Origin of the sequence: Microcoleus sp. N9_B4 (assembly GCF_036701635.1) — a bacterium.
Classification (GTDB): Bacteria; Cyanobacteriota; Cyanobacteriia; order Cyanobacteriales; family Microcoleaceae; genus Microcoleus.
In genome coordinates this window covers 178638-196040 of the sequence record NZ_JAUBRC010000005.1, presented here as the reverse complement: position 1 = coordinate 196040, position 17403 = coordinate 178638, and the positions used below count along the sequence as shown (strand labels likewise).

Sequence of the window (17403 nt, the reverse complement as noted above, 5' to 3'; positions counted from 1 at the left end):
ACTAATGAAAGCATAAGTCTTATTTCAAAAAACTCTCAAATCCCTCAGCTATTGAAAAATACTACGCGGTAGGCATCATAAATTAGTACGGCAGTAGTAGGATACAGAGTAACTCCCAGGCCAAAAGCTCTTTCTATCGGCTCTTTGAGATAGCCTATCCAAAACGCTATTCTTCCCAAAACAAACAAAGTTGCCAAAATTGGAATCAGCTTGATGCTGTAAGTATCTAAAAAAGTAGAAAGGATTAAACTGCCTACAAAAAACAGCACAAATTGCTCTAGAGTGTTGCTCAGATAACGCACATTAATCCGCATTGCTTCTGATTCGGCATTCGCTAAAGGGTTGATGGCTGGACTGCTAAATCTACCATTACCAACTGCAACTATGCCGGCAAATAACATCAGTACCGGAAAGATTTGGCAGCGAAGGGTGAAAATTAGGCGCGACTCTGGGGTATTTAATAGGGGTAGGGGCAGCGCTATCAAAAAATAACCAATCAGTACAAAAGTAAAGCAGAAGATTAAGGCAGAAAGGCCTCGCCAAACAACTCTTTGCTGTTGTGGATTGAAACTGAGTAAATTAATCATTGTTTACAGAAACCCAACCTTATTATAGATTTTTTATACCTAGATATTTTACGTAAACCCGATCGCACCTTGGCGTCTCCACACCCGTTGTCGGTAGATATCCGCTATTTTCGTACAGTTTAACAGCTTCCTTGAGAATGCTAGCAGTTTCTATCCAAATTTCCTCAAAGCCGCGAGCGATAATTTTAGTTTCCAATTCTTGCAGTAAAAATTTCCCCAAACCTTGTCCTCTTGCTGCTGGCAAAATATACATTTTGCGAATTTCCACAGCATTCTTACCGCGCTCAATCGGATAGTAAGCCGCCGTACCCACTATTTTATCCTGCCGTTCAACTACCCAAAATTCGCCGCCTTGATTATGATAATGAAGTTCTACATCATAGACATCTCGATCTGCCCCGTGAGGTTCGCATTTTAAACCGTACTCTGCTAAAACATCCCTAATTAAATAGAACGCCTCAGCGCGATCGCGCGTTTCCCAGGAACGAATTAAAAAATCCAGATGTTGGGTTTTCATTAGTTGTTGCAACGTATATTTATTTTTTGACTTTAGCAACTGTAAAATTAGTGATTTTTTGTATTTTACAGTCTTTAAATGCACCTAGATTTTAACTGTGAATTCTCGGTTCGGGATGAAGACTTGCCAGCAACTCGCTCTCTACTAAGGATAATTCCTCCAACCTCTGCATCACCATATCCCGATCGAAATAAGTTGTTGCCAAAATCCAATATACACCGTAATGGCGCGCTTCCGAAGCCATCAAACTGCGATAAAACTTAGCTAATTCCGCGTCGGGACAGCGATCGCCCAGCAGCCCCAACCGTTCGTGACTGCGCGCTTCTATCAAACCAGAAACCAACAAAGAATCCAAAAGTCTCTCCGGTTCTTGCTTGCGAATTTGGCCGGACAAACCGGCACCATAGGGAGGTGCGGCCAAAGGGCCTAAAGCAATGCCGCGCTGTTCTAAACGCTGGTTGACTTGCTCGAAATGCTCTAATTCTTCGCGGGCGATCGCCGTTAGCATCCTCACCAATTTTTCCCTGGCTGGGTAGCGAAACATTAAATTTAACGCTACTCCCGCCGCTTTCCGCTCGCAGTGAGAATGGTCTAATAAGATTGTATCCAAATGGGCGATCGCCTGTTCTATCCAAGCTTCAGAACTCGGTTGTTTTAAAAACTTAATAGTTGGTATTGTTGAAGTCATTAGTCATCAGTCATTAGTCATCAGTTATCAGTCATTAGTCAGCAGTCACTAGCCAGCATTTATCCTATTTTACACAATTTTTCAAACACCGCATACATATCACCAGCAAACTTTTTCGGATTCCACAGCGGCGACAAATTGGCTGGATCTTTAGATTTCACCAACTGTGCTTTAATTGCATTTCTCAATTCACGCTCTTTGCCCAATTTTACACCCACTTCCACATATTCCGACCAAGACAAAGCCACACCAGCTTCAATTCCCAAAGCCTGCAAAAACGAATAACCCATTCTCGACAAAAACTGCTCTCCTGTGCGAGTCACCACTGGCAAATTAAACCACAAAGCCTCTAAAGTGTGAGTTCCTCCGTTGTAAGGATAACAATCTAACAACACATCTGCCAGCAAATAGATAGTTCTGTGTTCTTCCTCAGTAGCAAACCTTGGCAAAAACTTAATGCGGTGCTTGCTCACTTTTTCTGCTTCGCAAGCTTGGTGATAAGCAGCCTCAAACACCGCAGCATCGCCTAAAGCTTTGTGAATTAAAATACTGTTTGGCACTTGTTTGAGAATCGCAATTTGGGCTTTTACCAACTCGTAATTGAATTTTCTGCCGGGTGCCACGCACAGGTAAACTATCTGATCCAAACCGATCCGATTCGATCTTCTCAATGCAACTGGATCGACTCCATATCTCTGAAAACCGGACACCGCTACAAAGGAATCAGGCATCCTAATTAGCTGCTCGTCATAATATTTTTCTCTGTCAGCGGGGTGCGAGTGCCAGTCTGTAAGAAAGTAATTTTTCGGGGATATGTAAGGGGCGTCAAATCCCAGCCAAGAAACACAAACTGGTGCGGGTTTTTGGTAGAGAATGTCAGCGTGAACTGGTACGCTGAGAGAATCTAAATCAACTAAAACGTCCAATTCATCTTGCTGAATTTGGTCGATAATTTCGGCAGAATTGGCAAGTCCGTTCGGGTAGGTGGTCGGAAAAGTCATTTTGCCAAAACTTTCAAATTGCTTAGTGCGATCGTCAGGAATAATTCTTTCGGAAGCGTACAAATACACATGGGGTGTGATGTCGGACAATTCGCGAATGATGTCAGCGCTGCACCAACCTACAGAATGGCGGCTAAAGTGATTGGACAAAAAGCCGATTTTTAACTGGCTGGATGGGGCACTTGGTTTGAAACTGTAATTTGCAGGTTGAGAAAAATTAGGTTTAATACATTGGTCGATATACTTTTGGGCAATTAATCTGTAAAGTTTTGAGTTGGCTGCCAAGTCATCTCGCAAATACGGTGTGCTGAATAACAAGTTTGCATAAAGCGATTTAATTTCCACCGGGCTAGCGGTTTCTAAGTTTTGCTGCAAGTAGGACTCTAGCTCTAAAAATCGATCGCCCGCAATTTGATTTAATCCCGACACTTGATAGGTGCTGATGAAGTAAATCGCGGTCATAATTGGATCGGTTTCGGCACACATTTGGCTGTAGTGGTGCACGGCTTGCCGCGCGGCAGCTAAATTGCTAGTATCTCTGAGGATGCCGCACAAATGTTGGTGGGCAGAAATAAAATCGGGTTTAATTTCTAGAGCTTTTTGAAGGTTGGGTATTGCTTCTTTAAATTGACCCTGGTGGCGCAAAACTCGACCAATTTGACAGTATGCTTCGGCTAAATCGGGTTTAAATGCGATCGCCTGCTGCCATGCAGCCACCGCCTCATCTAACTTCCCTTGCTGCGCTAATGTATCTCCTAAATTTAAGTGAAAATCTACCTGAGCAAGGTGGGGATTAAGTTCGAGAGCTTTTTGCTCGTATGCTACCGCTGCATCCTGCTGCCCCTGCTGCTTCAGTGCCCCTGCCAAATTCCAGTAAGCAGCAGCCAAATTTGGTTTAAGTTCGATCGCCTTTTCGTAATTGACAACCGCCTCCACCAAATGCCCTTGTTTGTAGAGCATACTGCCCAAATTAGCATAAGCCTCAGCAAAATCGGGATTCAGAGCGATCGCCTCGGAATAAAACCGCATCGCTTCCTCAATTTGGCCGCTTGCTTGCTGCACATTGCCCATTGTCACGTAAGCCGCCGCCCAATCCGGTTGCAATTCCAGAGCTCGGCGACAAGCAGCGACGGCTGCTGCTAAATTGCCTTGAGAGTAATAGGTTTCTGCAACCACTGTCAGCGATGCAGCATCTTCAAATTGGGGTGTTTCGGATTGGTTGCGAAAATCGGAATTCATTTTGCGGCCTATCTGTGCTATCAAGTTAAAGGTTGAATCTATATTATTTTGCAGAGTAGCAGTTTTAGCGGAACTACGGGCGATCGTCACAGAGAATTTATGAGCGACAAGCAAGCGACACAGCGCCAACATAACATCAAGTGGAAACCAAACCTTCTGCTGGGGATACTCTTGTTAACCTTAGCAATCCCCTTACCCTTTGCCCAAAAGACTTTCGCACAGCAGCAGCAGACAGCCAGCTTTCGGCAAAAATTATTTCAAACTGCTCTTTATTTCACCCTATATTTTGAGGGCGGATTCAGCAATCACCCAGCCGATAAGGGCGGCAGAACTTATCGGGGCGTCTTGCAAACGGAATACAACGCCTACCGCTACAGTCGTGGGCTTCCGCCCCTCGACGTGACGCAGATGTCGGAAGCAGAGCTCCTAGAAATTTATAAATATTACTGGGATTCGAGCCTCTCCGGCACGATGCAGCCGGCTTTGGCGATCGTCATGTTTGACACCGCCGTTAATTTCGGTATTAATAACTCAATTACCTTTCTTCAGCAAGCATTAGGATTGCCGCAAACGGGAGTTTTTGACCCGCGCACCAAGGAAGCGCTGAAAGGGGCAAATAACAGAAATACCGCGCTGCAAATGATTAATGAACGAATTATTTACCGCTACAAAAGGGTGCAAGAAGATCCGACTCAGATGGCTTTTTTCCGGGGTTGGCTGAGTCGCGATTACAGTTTGTGGGGGTATGTGAACAAGATTAAGAATTAACAGTTAACAGTTAACGGCTAACAGTTAACTGTTAATAAGCAGGCGCGAATCTAATTTTTACTATCTTGTTTCTTTAAACTATTGTCTGGTGGGCAGGAGCGCCAGCCCGAAAATTCCCATCTCCATGCACAACAGCTTATCGTGTCGGCTTAAATAACCCTTGTATAGCAATCCTTGCAGGAGTCATGAGAAGGAGTCAGAAGACACAATTCAGAATTCAGAATTCAGAATACCCCATGCCCCAAGTCAGGGGTAACGGCCACGGAAAGAATTTTTTGCGATCCGCGATTAAAATCGGGGGCTTTAAACCTTGATTCTCCATTCTGTCGCACAGAATTCCTTCTGGATTCTGGCTCCTGAATTCTGAATTCTTCTTCGGTAAATTTTTTGCCCCACAACTCTCCCCGAACCCGCGGGGAGAAAGTAAGAAATTCACAAATGATGCGAGGATTGCTATATCTCTAAGATCCTCTCGTATAAAAATCAGTCTATTCAACTTAACACATCAACCATTTGTCAAGTAAATTAATTTCATATAATTCACAATCTTGATTCATAAAAGTCATATTTATCAAGATATATTTCACCACTCAAAAAACCTAGTAAATTTCAACCCAACCGTCTATAACAGAAATAGAAAAACCAAATGTGTTGCTGCTGCACGACTAACTTAAGCCATAAAACTATGACGGTAGAAGAAGCAATAATTTTTTTGGACAATCTGGTATACGAACAAACGGAAAAACACCTGAGTCGGTTGCAACAGTCGATAATTCGAGGTGTTGTAGGGGGTTTGACGTACAAAGAAATTCAGCAAAACGATCCGATCGCCCGCGGGTACACAGTGGGCTACCTGGGGCGGTATGTTGGCTATAACTTGTGGAAATATCTCACCAAGGTACTGAAGCAAGCAGAAATTATTGGACAAGAAGAAAGAGTCGTCGGAGCAAATCTTTGGGACTGCATCATGAGAGCTGTACAAAAAGGCACACAACCAGCTAATTCTGTCGATCCCATGTTGCAAAAGCTGCTGCGGATGCGTTACCGAATCAGAGAACATTTGGTGAATACGGAGTACAGCGATACCTATCTGGCTGAAGATGAAAATTTGCCCGATCGCCCTTTGTGCCTCGTCAAGCGCCTGAAAAGCCAGTCTGAGAAAACCAGCCAGTTATTCGATCGAGAAACGCGGGTTTTATATCGATTGGGCCAACACGATCGAATACCAGAATTGTTAGCTCGCTTTGAAGAAGATGGATATTTTTATTTAGTCTATCAATTCATCGAAGGGCAACCCTTGTATCAAGAACTAATCGAAGGTCAACCCTGGGAAGAACATCAGGTTATCGCCTTGTTGAAAGATATCTTGGAAGTGCTTGTTTTTGTTCACAAACAAGATGTAATTCACCGTGACGTTCACCCTCAAAACTTAATCAGGCGCACATCAGATGGCAAAATTGTATTAATTGACTTTGGGGCCGTTAAAGAAATCAACACTTCACAAAACAGCATCGGTCAAACGAAATCGTGCGGCGGTACTCAGCAAGATTATATTCCCCCCGAACAAGCCATCGGTTCACCGAAATTTTGCAGCGACATCTATGCTGTCGGGATTATCGGGATTCAAGCCTTGACAGGGATGCGCCCGAAACAACTCAGAGTTGATAATTTAGGGAATCTCATCTGGCAGAAAAATGCAACTCTCACCCCGGAGTTGGCTCGCGTTTTAGACCAGATGGTGCTGTACGCTTTCCCCAAGCGTTACCCCTCAGCAACCGAAGCTTTGCAAGCACTTCAAAATTTGGGAGTTAGTTGACTGTTGTCAGTTGACTGTTGTCAGTTGACTGTTGACTGTTGACTGTTGTCAGTTGACTGTTGTCAGTTGACTGTTGACTGTTGACTGTTGTCAGTTGACTGTTGACTGTTACCAAATCCGACTTTAATATCCCCTCTTTAGTCCCTCTCTGCTGGGACGAAAGTTTGTGTAGTAGCGGTTTCAACCGCCGAGTCTTATCTGTTCTGCCGATCGCATTTCCCACGGCCACAGCAGCCGGTTTACAATGCGAGTGATCTTGTTGCAGAGTGATTCATCCGCTACCATTATCCCTCCATGTACCGAGTAAAAACACTCCGTCTTGCCGATGAATCGGCCGCTAATTTCCGAAATCGAAGGGACAACGAACAAGGAACAAGGAATTTTTTATTAAAATTTACACATAAAAAAATTAGTCAATTCTGCCGAATGCCTTCTACATAAGAGCCTTCAACATTCATTTGACGATCTCTCTAAAGTTAGATAAAATAATCCATATTTTATGATTAGCAGCTTTGAGAAAATCTTAAGCAGCTTTGTATATTAGGCAACAATATTACTAGAGTATGTATTGTTACCTTAAATACGTAGAAACCAAATAATTAGAGGGAGCGAGAAATTGGAAGTTTTTGAACGATCGCAACAGCGGCAAACGCCCTCAACCCGAATGGCTGCTGTCGAGTCTTTTTCCAAAAAAGCGAGTATTGCAGTAATGGCGATCGGCTTTACAGTCATTTTGGGTTGGATATTCGATCTGCAACTCTTAAAAAGCATTCTGCCCGGACTCGTTACCATGAAAGCCAATACTGCGGTCTGCTTTATTTTGGGCGGGTTTTCTCTATTCATCCAACAGCTCCGGCGCGCCAAATTAACAGCAAGAAAGTCTCAAAAGAAATACACAAATTTAATTTTGGGAGCCTCATTTTTAATTATATTAATTAGCCTATTAACCCTAGTTCAATATAGCTTTAATTTAGACTTAGGCATCGACCAACTGCTATTTGAAGAAAGTTACACCTTGACAATCCCCGGAACACCAGGACGAATGGCACCGAATACTGCTGCTGCTTTTTTATTGCTGGGAACAGCGCTGCTGCTGCTGTCAGAACGTCGGCCTAAATACCTGCGGATTCAAATCTTAAGCTGTTCAGCATTGTTAATTGCATTTACGGGTTTGATAGGCTATTTCTACGACAAAGCTTTATTTTACCAAATTGGCAATAATACAGGGATGGCTTTGCACACCTCCGCAGCATTTATGTTGCTGAGCTTTGGCATTTTATTTGCCAGTCCAGAGCGAGGATTGATAGCAGTAATGACGAGCGATCACGCCGGTGGCATCATGGCGAGGCGCTTGTTGCCACGGGCAATCATTATCCCGCCTTTAGTCGGTTATTTCATCCTATTGGGAGATCGGTTACAAGCCTACACGCCAGAGGTAGGGATATCGCTGTTAAGCGTATTGAACGTGATTATTTTTACAGTTCTGATTTGGCAGAATGCCAAAACTCTCTGCACCGCCGACCGGAAGCGCTATCGAGCGGAACTGGGACTGAGGAAAGCTAAATTAGACTTAGAAAATCAAGTTGAGAAACGGACTCTCCAACTGCAAACCGCCAACGAGCAATTGCAGCAGCAAATTTTCGACTCTCAAACAACAAAGCAGGCCCTTCAAAAAAACTACAACCTTTTGATGGCAGTCATCAACAGTACGTCGGCAGCCCTATTTGTCAAAGATATTCAGGGCCGTTACCTAATGCTTAATGCTGCGGGAGCCAGTATAATTGGCAAGTCTGTAGACGACATTATCGGCAGAGATGACAGCGAGTTATTTCCGCCGGAAATTGCGGGCAATATTAGGAAAACAGATCGCCCAATTATGACAGCCGGCCACACGCAAGCGATCGAAGAAGAACTAACAGTCCAAGGTAATTTGAGGACATTTCTTTCTACAAAAAGCGCTTATCGGGACGGGCTAGGAAATATCATCGGTATAGTTAGCATCGCGCGGGATATTACTGAGAGCAAACAAGCCGAAATCGCCAACAGAAGTCTGGCAGCAATTCTGGAAGCAACCCCCGATTTTGTAGGTATCTGCAACCTCGAAGGACGCCCCATTTACATCAACAAAGCAGGCAGAAAAATGGTGGGTATAGGCGAAAACGAAGATATATCCAACCGACAAGTTGCAGAATTCACGGCAGCGTCAGCCCGCAGCACTTTGAAACAAGCGATCGCCACCGCTGTTTCCGGGGGCGTTTGGAGTGGAGAAACAGCCTTTGTGTCAGCATCGGGACTCGAAATTCCCATCAGCCAAGTTATCATCTCCCACTCCGCACCGGACGGCAAACTCGCATACATTTCGACGATCGCCCGCGACATCAGCGATCGCAAACACGCTGAAAAAGCCCTGCAACTGTCTCAAGCTCGTTTCGCCGGCATTGTAGAAATTGCCGACGACGCGATTATTTCCGTGGATGCTGACCAAAAAATTATCCTGTTCAACCAAGGTGCAGAAAGGATTTTCGGGTGGACAGCAGCGGAGGCGATCGGGCAATCCCTGAGCCTGCTGTTGCCCGAAGCTTTTGTCGCCCCTCACAGCCACCTCGTCAGCAATTTCGGCGGCGGCGTTAAACAAGCCCGAAAAATGGGCAACCGCAAAGAAATTTTCGCCCGCCGCCGAGACGGTACTGAATTTCCAGCCGAAGCTTCTATTTCCAAACTCGAAGTTGCAGGCGAAATCATATTCACAGCAATTTTGCGCGACGTGACAGCCAGCCGGCAAGCCGAAGAATTTGTGCGTTTGAGCGAGGAAAGATACCGATCGCTGGCAATGGCCACGGCACAGATGGTTTGGACAACCAACGCTAGCGGAATCTTCGACAGGCCTCAGCCTGATTGGATGGCTTATACGGGCATCAGCTTGGAAGAGAAGGACAACTCGATAGAAGCAGTACACCCAGAAGACCGCGATCGCACAATACAAGCTTGGAAGCGCGCCATAGAAACAAAAAGTCTCTACGAAGTCGAGCACCGCTTGCGAGCTGCAGACGGCAGCTACAGACACTTCTGGGTGCGGGGCGTCCCCCTTTTGGCAGCCGACGGCAGCGTTCGCGAGTGGGTGGGAACTCACACAGATATTAGCGATCGAGTCCAAGTTTTGGAAGCACTCAAGCAGTCGGAGGGACAGTATCGATCGCAAGCAGCCCAGCTCGAAAAAGCTGTCCAAGAGTTGCACCAAGCTCAAACTCAACTCATCCAAACCGAAAAAATCTCTTCTCTCGGGCAGCTAGTCGCCGGCGTCGCCCACGAAATTAACAATCCGATTAACTTCATTTACGGCAACATCACCCACGCCACCCAATACGCCACAGATTTGCTCGGTTTGCTCCACCTTTACCAGGAAAAATACCCAAATCCCGTCCCAGAAATTGTAGAAGCAGCCGAAGATATTGAAGTTGATTACTTAATGGAAGACTTTACGAAGATTTTGGAATCAATGAAAGTAGGAGCCGATCGCATCCGCGACTTAGTTGTATCCTTACGCAACTTTTCCAGACTCGACGAATCGCAGATGAAGCGAGTAGACATTCACGAAGGCATCGAAAGCACTTTGCTAATTTTGCAGCACCGAATCAAAGCTAATGTACTTCGCCCCGCTATTGAGATTATCAAAGAATACGGCAATTTTCCAAAAGTCGAGTGCTATGTAGGTCAGCTAAATCAAGTATTTATGAATCTTTTAGGAAATGCGATCGACGCCCTCGAAGACTACAACAGCACTCATTCTTCACAAGAAATATATTCTCGCCACAACCGAATTCGGATTAGCACCAGTGCGAATTCAGACACAGTAACAATTCGGATTGCCGACAACGGGATGGGAATCAATCAAGAAGTTATTGGCAAGTTGTTCGATCCATTTTTTACTACTAAACCCGTCGGCAAAGGCACAGGCTTGGGACTGTCAATCAGCTATCAGATTATAGTTGAAAAACACCGAGGCAAATTGCAGTGTATTTCTGCCCCCGGCGAAGGTGCAGAGTTTGTCATCGAGATTCCCCTTTGCCAGGAAGTATCAGCGCTGCCTGCCGAAAATACAAAGGAAATGGTCATGAGTCATTAGACAGTTGACAGTTGGCAGTTGGCAGTTGGCAGTTGGCAGTTGGCAGTTGATGGTTGATGGTTGTGATTAATCATCAATTTCTCAACGTCTCCCCATCTCCCCGTCTCCCCATCTCCCGTCTCCGTCGCTCGATCGCCCTAAATCGAAATAATTCTTTACAATAAAAAAGTAACATTCCAATTAACTTTGACAACCTCCCTTGAAAATGCCTGTAAACCAACTTTCTCCAACACCAGCCTCCACGCAAACACAGACACTCGACTTTGACATAGCCATCGTCGGAGGCGGCATAGTCGGGGCCACCTTAGCCAGCGCCTTAAAAGATTCCGGCTTAAAAATAGCAATAATTGAAACCCAACTCCCCGCAGTCGCAGCAGCCAAAAAACAAGCTTACGCAATCACCCTGCTATCAGGAATGATTTTAGAAGGCATAGGCGTATGGCAACAAATCTTGCCGCAAATCACCACTTTCGAGCAAATTAGCCTCTGCGACGGCGACTATCCCGGTGTTGTCGAATTCCACCGCCCCGACTTGGGAAATACTGGCAAATTGCCCGTACCAAAAACAGCTTTAGGTTACGTTGGCGAACACCGAGTCATGCTGTCAGCTTTGCAAGAATCTTTGGCAAAAAACCCGAATTTTAGTTGGGTTTGTCCGGCGGAAGTTGTCGAGGTAAAATATTTAACTCATTGCGCCGAAATAGAAGTCAAACAACACGGCGAAACTCGGACAATTCGCAGCAAATTATTAGTCGCCGCCGACGGTTCGCGATCGCGCATCCGCACCGAAGCCAACATCAGCACTCGCGGCTGGAAATACTGGCAATCCTGCGTTGCTATCACTATTAAAGCAGAAAAACCGCACAATGATATCGCTTTTGAGCGCTTTTGGCCGAGCGGCCCGATGGGAGTCTTACCATTACCGGGGAACCGTTGTCAAGTAGTTTGGACAGCACCCCACGCGGAAGCAAAAGCTGTGCAACAAATGGATGAAAAAGAGTTTTTGACTTTGTTAGAAAAGCGCACGGGCGGGCTTTTAGGGCGTTTGGAATTGGAGAGCGATCGCTTTTTGTTTCCGGTGCAGTTAATGCAGAGCGATCGCTACGTTTTGCCAAGATTAGCGCTAATTGGCGACGCCGCCCACTGCTGCCATCCCGTCGGCGGCCAGGGATTAAATATGGGCATTCGAGACGCTGGGGCGATCGCCCAAATCTTGCAGCAAGCGCACCAAAAAGGCGAAGACATCGGCGATTTGCGAGTATTGAAACGGTATCACAACTGGCGCAAAAAAGAGAATTTAATCGTGTTAGGATTTACCGATTTTCTAGACAGATTATTTTCTAATACTTGGCTGCCAATAGTAGCATTTCGCCGCTTTGGATTGTGGTGTTTGCGGACAATTCCCCCAGTGAGGTTTTTAGCTTTGCGCTTGATGACAGGTTTGATGGGGCGGCCACCTGAATTAGCGCAAAATTAGGTTCTTTCATACATCCTGTAGGGGCGGGTTCACCAACCATAATCGCCCCAAACAAACTATCTCAAAAAACCCGCCCAACCCAACCAACAATCATCCGGTTTTGGTGATGTGATGCAAATTTCAGGTTGATGTAGGCGATCAGTGGTGTGGGGGCGGGTTTATATAGATGGTTGGTAATTGTTATGTATTGTTGGTGAACCCGCCCCTACAAAATATCGTACAATACCACCAAAGAAACCGGGTTTTTTCCTGAATCTTTGCAATGTTACGAAGTTGGTCGCAAAAACGCGGTACAATGATCGACTCAGCTCAAACCCAGCCCTGACGGCAATAAAAAAACCATGCAACCCGAACAAGAACAAGAAATTCTCAACCTGCGCGATCGCCAATTAACGCCCAAACAAATTGCCCGAAAGTTAGGACTGAAAGCATCCGAGGTCAGTACGTTTCTTCAATCTCATGCAGAACAAACAGCCCTCGCTAGCGCCGAAAAAGGAGAGTTATTGCCCGTTGCTCAATGTCTCGTGGATGTAAATTTTGCGAAGGTATTGTTGGGGAATGAAACCTCTGAAGCGAGCGGTTTGGGTTTAGTGGTTGTTACCCGTTCCAAGGGATACAATCGTTTTGTTGCAGCCTCTTATTTGATCGACTACTGGTGTTTGGGAGTCAAGGATGTCATCCCGCCACGTAACTGCAACGATAGCCAATATAAAAATTTCGTTCAGCTTTCTTACTCGCAGTTTATGCAAGAGTACGAGGAGATTAGTTTAGAGCAAGCACAAGCCCTGGTTTGGGGTGCGATCGCTTATGCCAAAACATTAGGCTTTGAACCGCATCGCGATTTCGAGGAGTCGAAGGCTCATTTAGGAGAATCAACCAGCGAAATTGGCTTGAAATTCGGTCGCAATGGAAAACCTTATTATATTGAAGGGCCTCACGATAATACAAGGAAAATTATCAATACGCTTAAAAACTCTGTGGGAGACGGTAATTTCGATTACTTGTTCGGGATTGGGTAGAAATTGATAGGGTGCATCTCACTTTGGCGAATGTGTCAAAAAAGAGATAAAATGAAAAAGCTAGTAAAATCGTCAAATAAATATAAGGCAAATAAAATGACACCATCAGACCAACAACAGCTAAAATCCCACTTACAAGCGGTAGCAGAAATTTTTTACAGAAATACAGATTCAACCGAGTTAAAAAGTTTTGAAAGTATAGAAAAATCACTGCGAAGCGAAAATGTTAGAAGAAGTTGGTCCAGAACTAGGTAGGTTTTTTGGGAGCATCTCACTTTTGTAACCAAGCTAGAAATTGGAGTTTTGAGGCAGGAGACAGGAGGCAGGAGGAAAGAGGCAGAAGGAAGGAGTCAGAAGAAGTGTTTTTACAAAGATGAGATGCTCCCAGCTAATGTCAGCAGGCGATCTAAATGTGCTATGCCATAAGCATCAGCAAATTCTTTAGCTGTCTGAATGTAATCAATTAGTTGTGTCATGTTTATCTCCTGGCTTTTTCAAAGTTTGCGCTGGCAGGCTTAGCACTAAATAACAGCTTATAAGCTACTTTCAAAAAAGTCCCAGAAAAATTTTTCTGGTATTTTGACAAACCGGAAAAAAATTCTAATTACGCGCTAGTTATGGTAAACTCAACAAGAGGGACGCCAAGTTATGAGAGAAGTTGGGGTGACTAAGACTGTGAAGTTATGGCAAAGCTGTTTAAGATTAGAGATAGTTAAGCTGTTGTGCCTTTAAATAGGGTCTAATAAAAGATTAGTTTAGTCAATAAATACAAAAATACCAGCCAAAAACCATCTCAATCCCAAACAAATAGATCAACTACAGAAAGCCTTAAAAGAGGAAGAAAAGGCAAACATTAAAGAAATAATTTTGATTTTATTACTGCTCAATGACGGAAAAACGCAATCTAAACTCGCTGATTTTTTGGGTTATTCAGTAAATAAAGTATCTAAAAGAGTGTCTGAATGGAGACCCCGACAATAACGAAGTCCGCGCAACGCGAGACTAAGAGATACAAGGAATTTGGGATGATATCTATTAGGAAGAATAGTCGATCGCGTAATTTTCGGCAAGTTGCACAATGATGATGATGTTAGTGCGATCGGGGGCGATCGGGCTAGATAATGGGCTATTCTGTTGCTGACATTGGGTTGTGGTGATTTAATGGAGTAGATAGGGCGATCGCGAGAAGAAATCATGATACAGCCAGTCATTTTAGAAAAATTAGCAGAACTCCCTGAGTCTCTTCAGACAGAAGTGCTTCATTATGAAGTTGCGAGTCGGAGCGGTGTGCTCGCACTCGTAAATTTGTAGCGTGTATAAGTTTACGTAATTTCGCTGAGGCTTTATCCTGAAATTTTATTACAATTAGGTAGGACAAGTTATGTAGCAGCCAGTATCAGGAGTTACAGATGAACAATCAAAATTTATCTCCAGGACAAGCAAATTTAAAACTTGCACTTTGGAATGCAGAAGCTGAGTCAATAAAAAGTAGTGAAGTATACGCGCAACTTCAAGAGCTTGGGCTTCCCAAAGAATTTATCAGTCGATTGCATGAGCTAATTACCTTTACAAAAAAGGTTGGAGGTAAAGTTTTTGCTGTTGGAAAAATTGTGCTGCTAAAAATTCTTGAGTTCGTTAAGGCTCATCCATTTTTAGTAGTCGGTGCTGGGATAGGTGCTGTAGTTGGGGCTGCTATTGCAGGTTTAATAACTTCAATACCATTTTTAGGGCAAGTTTTAGTTCCGGTGGCAGCAGCATTGGGAATAACTGTTACTGTAATGGGTGCAGTGGTTGGGCATAGACTAGACAAACAATTTCCAAACGTGGGTGAAGATGTTGGTGAAATTGTTCAACATTTCTTTTCTCTGTTTGCCGACGTATTCAATACTGTATTTCGTAACGTTATTACTGCTTAATCTCCAACCTGAAATTACTGAAATTTAATAATGTCTAACAAGCAAGAATTGACGAAAGAACAACTGCTCAAACTAATTGAAGAACTAAAGAATAATCCGAGTGATGGAGTGGGACTTATTGCTGATGCTGGAGTGACTGCATTAGGCGCTGGTGGAGCTGGAGCAGCAGCAGCAATTTTAGGGTCAACCACCGCTTCCATACCCATTTTCACAGCCGTAACGGGTCTTGGTATGCTTGTAGCTGCTCCTGCTGCCCTCGTTGCGGGTGCTGCTGTAGTTGGCGGAGCCACTGTATATGGTGTATCGAGATTCATCAAAGATGGTGGCTTTCATGAAGGTAAACGCAAGCAGTTATTGAATGAGTATGAAGAACAGTTAAGAGAAGTTGAAGCTAAAGAGAGACGGTCTAACTTTGATGAGCAGGATAAGACAAGATTTTATTTGGTGCTGAAAGAAGCAGTCACCAATAATTTAATTAGTCCTGACGATGCTCATCGATTGGTGCAATCGTTAGAAAATGGTCATATTTCCCTTAGTGAAGTCTATGAACTTTTAGAGCAACTTTTTTCAGATAGCCCAATAACTCAACCTATAAAAGTAGTTATTGCTTGTCCAAATTGTTCTCAAAAGCTACGCGCTCCAAGTAATTTAGGACAACTGAATTTAAGCTGTCCCAAATGCAAGCATAGTTGGTCCTGTGTTCCCAAGTAATATTTCGAGCGAGCAAAGGTTACTAGCCGCGGCTCACCTTTGCCGTTAGAAAACTAGGAAAGATGCGATCGCCCACTCTTGACTGTGAAAATTAGGGGCGATCGCTTGTTGTGATTGTGTTAAAATATGGTTCGAGTCCCCCGCAATTCTAGCTTATTTGAAAACAGTCATTGAAACATCACATAACCATCATGCAAACCAAAACGATCGCAATTCGCGTTAATGCTGAAGTTGCTAAGATATTTGAGGCTGCTTCTGAAGAACAGCGTCGTAAATTAGAGGCATTACTTAGCCTGAAACTTAGTGATGCAATTCGACGCAAAAGACCCCTAGAGGAGGTAATGAGTGAGATGAGTCGGAATGCTCAATCGCGAGGATTGACCCCAGAAATTTTGGATTCAATTCTTTTTGATGAGTAAGATGCGCTACGTTTTTGATACAAATGCAATCATCAGTGCGATTCTGTTTGATAACAGTAAACCCGATCGCGCCCTTCGATATGCTTTAGCAAACGGAGAGGTGTTACTATCACTTGAACTGCTAGAAGAATTGAATGAGGTATTGGGTCGCGAAAAATTTAATCGGTATGTCACAAGTGAAGAAAGGGAGGAATTTTTAGCAGCCTTGGTGGACAGGGCAGTTCTAGTAGAGATAATTGAGAAGGTGCAAGAGTGTCGCGATCCAAAAGATGACAAGGTTTTGGAGTTGGCATTAAATGGAGAAGCGAACTATATCATCACTGGTGACAGGGATTTGCTCGTATTGCACCCATTTCGTGGTGTGGTGGTAATCACAGCAGACGAGTTTTTGAAGACGATCGAACCTGAGTAGTTTTGATTTGGAATACGAGTTACCGATCGCACTTAAAGAAAAAAACTCATATCCACCTGGAAAAAATCAGCTAATTTCCTGGCTTCATCTATTTCGATCGCCCTTCCCCTAACAAAAACTTTATCAACCTCTGTTTCCGTTCCCAAAACAGGAATCAGATCGGATTTTTCCAAATCTCTCGCATCCATTAAATGTTGCAACATTAAAGCAGCATTTCCTGTTGGAATCGGATAATTTTCAGTTTCAAATTTTTCAATCAGCGTTATCAAAAGCTCCAGAAATAGCTCTTCCTCCAGCGATCGCATAGGGCGGTGTTCGAGTTCGCAAGCGAGAGCGATCGCGGCCTCGTTTTCTGCTTCATTTGCGATCGGTTTTGGTTGATACCGAACAAGTAAATCTGTATAAGATTTTGCATCAAAAGTACGGATCATTTTTCCACTCATCCTTACTTATCTTGATACAGGTAGCGATTGATTTCCCTATTTAAGCTACAGTAAAAGCTATATTTTCTAGCACTACATTAGGTACATTTCCACTACCTAAAACCTGTGTAGCATCTAAAACTTCTATCCCTACCAATAACTCATTTTCCCCAATATTTAAAGCAATTTCGTCAGTTAACTGTAAAGTGCGACACTGATGCTTACCTTCTACAAGTCTAATATAGAGAGCATCAATTTCGGAATCATAACTAATCTTCATAAACTTTT

General features: G+C 44.0%; 16 protein-coding genes and 1 pseudogene. 10 read left to right on the top strand and 7 right to left on the bottom strand.

Annotation, left to right across the window (positions count from 1 at the left end; translation table 11 throughout):
* Positions 1–44: 44 nt before the first annotated feature.
* The 4 genes from QUA43_RS05425 to QUA43_RS05410 all read right to left on the bottom strand — a co-directional run bounded on the left by QUA43_RS05425 (position 45) and on the right by QUA43_RS05410 (position 4032).
* Positions 45–587, bottom strand: coding sequence for an MAPEG family protein (locus QUA43_RS05425; protein WP_333371684.1), 543 nt, complete (start codon positions 585–587; stop codon positions 45–47).
* 22 nt (positions 588–609) lie between these two features.
* Positions 610–1104 (bottom strand): GNAT family N-acetyltransferase, encoded by a 495-nt coding sequence (locus QUA43_RS05420; RefSeq protein ID WP_333371683.1) that lies wholly within the window; start codon positions 1102–1104, stop codon positions 610–612.
* Positions 1105–1195: 91 nt separating this feature from the next.
* Positions 1196–1792 carry a tRNA isopentenyl-2-thiomethyl-A-37 hydroxylase MiaE gene (locus QUA43_RS05415; RefSeq protein ID WP_333371680.1) on the bottom strand — a complete coding sequence of 199 codons (597 nt, stop codon included), beginning with the start codon at positions 1790–1792 and terminating at the stop codon, positions 1196–1198.
* 59 nt (positions 1793–1851) lie between these two features.
* Positions 1852–4032 (bottom strand): tetratricopeptide repeat protein, encoded by a 2181-nt coding sequence (locus QUA43_RS05410; protein WP_333371678.1) that lies wholly within the window; start codon positions 4030–4032, stop codon positions 1852–1854.
* Between the two features lie 99 nt (positions 4033–4131).
* Between QUA43_RS05410 and QUA43_RS05405 the strand changes: the two genes are divergently transcribed.
* Both QUA43_RS05405 and QUA43_RS05400 read left to right on the top strand, forming a co-directional pair.
* The gene (locus tag QUA43_RS05405) at positions 4132–4800 is read left to right on the top strand and encodes a glycosyl hydrolase 108 family protein (protein WP_333084781.1); all 669 of its coding nucleotides are present in this window, start codon (positions 4132–4134) and stop codon (positions 4798–4800) included.
* A 685-nt stretch (positions 4801–5485) separates the two neighbouring features.
* Complete coding sequence (locus tag QUA43_RS05400; RefSeq protein ID WP_333371675.1) at positions 5486–6616, top strand: serine/threonine-protein kinase; 1131 nt, start codon at positions 5486–5488, stop codon at positions 6614–6616.
* On the opposite strand, the gene QUA43_RS05395 is transcribed toward QUA43_RS05400, so the two are convergent.
* Complete coding sequence (locus QUA43_RS05395; RefSeq protein ID WP_333371674.1) at positions 6609–6845, bottom strand: hypothetical protein; 237 nt, start codon at positions 6843–6845, stop codon at positions 6609–6611. The genes QUA43_RS05400 and QUA43_RS05395 overlap by 8 nt on opposite strands.
* 387 nt (positions 6846–7232) lie before the next feature.
* Between QUA43_RS05395 and QUA43_RS05390 the strand changes: the two genes are divergently transcribed.
* The 8 genes and pseudogenes from QUA43_RS05390 (at position 7233) to QUA43_RS05350 (ending at position 16693) form a co-directional block, all read left to right on the top strand.
* Positions 7233–10739 (top strand): PAS domain S-box protein, encoded by a 3507-nt coding sequence (locus QUA43_RS05390; protein ID WP_333371672.1) that lies wholly within the window; start codon positions 7233–7235, stop codon positions 10737–10739.
* 205 nt (positions 10740–10944) lie between these two features.
* A complete protein-coding gene (locus QUA43_RS05385; protein ID WP_333371670.1) occupies positions 10945–12216 on the top strand; it encodes an FAD-dependent hydroxylase in 1272 nt (423 codons plus the stop codon).
* A 341-nt stretch (positions 12217–12557) separates the two neighbouring features.
* Positions 12558–13235: a DNA-binding response regulator gene (locus QUA43_RS05380; RefSeq protein WP_333371668.1), complete on the top strand. Its 678-nt coding sequence runs from the start codon at positions 12558–12560 to the stop codon at positions 13233–13235.
* Positions 13236–13331: 96 nt separating this feature from the next.
* Positions 13332–13503, top strand: a pseudogene (locus QUA43_RS05375) (ISKra4 family transposase); the annotation flags it as partial.
* A 1141-nt stretch (positions 13504–14644) separates the two neighbouring features.
* Positions 14645–15151: a hypothetical protein gene (locus tag QUA43_RS05365; protein ID WP_333371664.1), complete on the top strand. Its 507-nt coding sequence runs from the start codon at positions 14645–14647 to the stop codon at positions 15149–15151.
* 30 nt (positions 15152–15181) lie between these two features.
* Complete coding sequence (locus tag QUA43_RS05360) at positions 15182–15862, top strand: hypothetical protein (RefSeq protein ID WP_333371662.1); 681 nt, start codon at positions 15182–15184, stop codon at positions 15860–15862.
* A gap of 170 nt (positions 15863–16032) precedes the next feature.
* On the top strand, positions 16033–16281 hold the full coding sequence (locus tag QUA43_RS05355) for a hypothetical protein (protein WP_333371660.1): 249 nt from the start codon (positions 16033–16035) through the stop codon (positions 16279–16281).
* Positions 16274–16693 carry a putative toxin-antitoxin system toxin component, PIN family gene (locus QUA43_RS05350; RefSeq protein WP_333257788.1) on the top strand — a complete coding sequence of 140 codons (420 nt, stop codon included), beginning with the start codon at positions 16274–16276 and terminating at the stop codon, positions 16691–16693. Before QUA43_RS05355 ends, QUA43_RS05350 begins: the two co-directional genes overlap by 8 nt.
* 32 nt (positions 16694–16725) lie before the next feature.
* Here QUA43_RS05350 and QUA43_RS05345 read toward each other — a convergent pair whose 3' ends face one another.
* Both QUA43_RS05345 and QUA43_RS05340 read right to left on the bottom strand, forming a co-directional pair.
* On the bottom strand, positions 16726–17136 hold the full coding sequence (locus tag QUA43_RS05345) for a transcriptional regulator (RefSeq protein ID WP_333371658.1): 411 nt from the start codon (positions 17134–17136) through the stop codon (positions 16726–16728).
* A gap of 40 nt (positions 17137–17176) precedes the next feature.
* On the bottom strand, positions 17177–17395 hold the full coding sequence (locus QUA43_RS05340; RefSeq protein WP_106332875.1) for a DUF2283 domain-containing protein: 219 nt from the start codon (positions 17393–17395) through the stop codon (positions 17177–17179).
* Between the last annotated feature and the right edge of the window lie 8 nt (positions 17396–17403).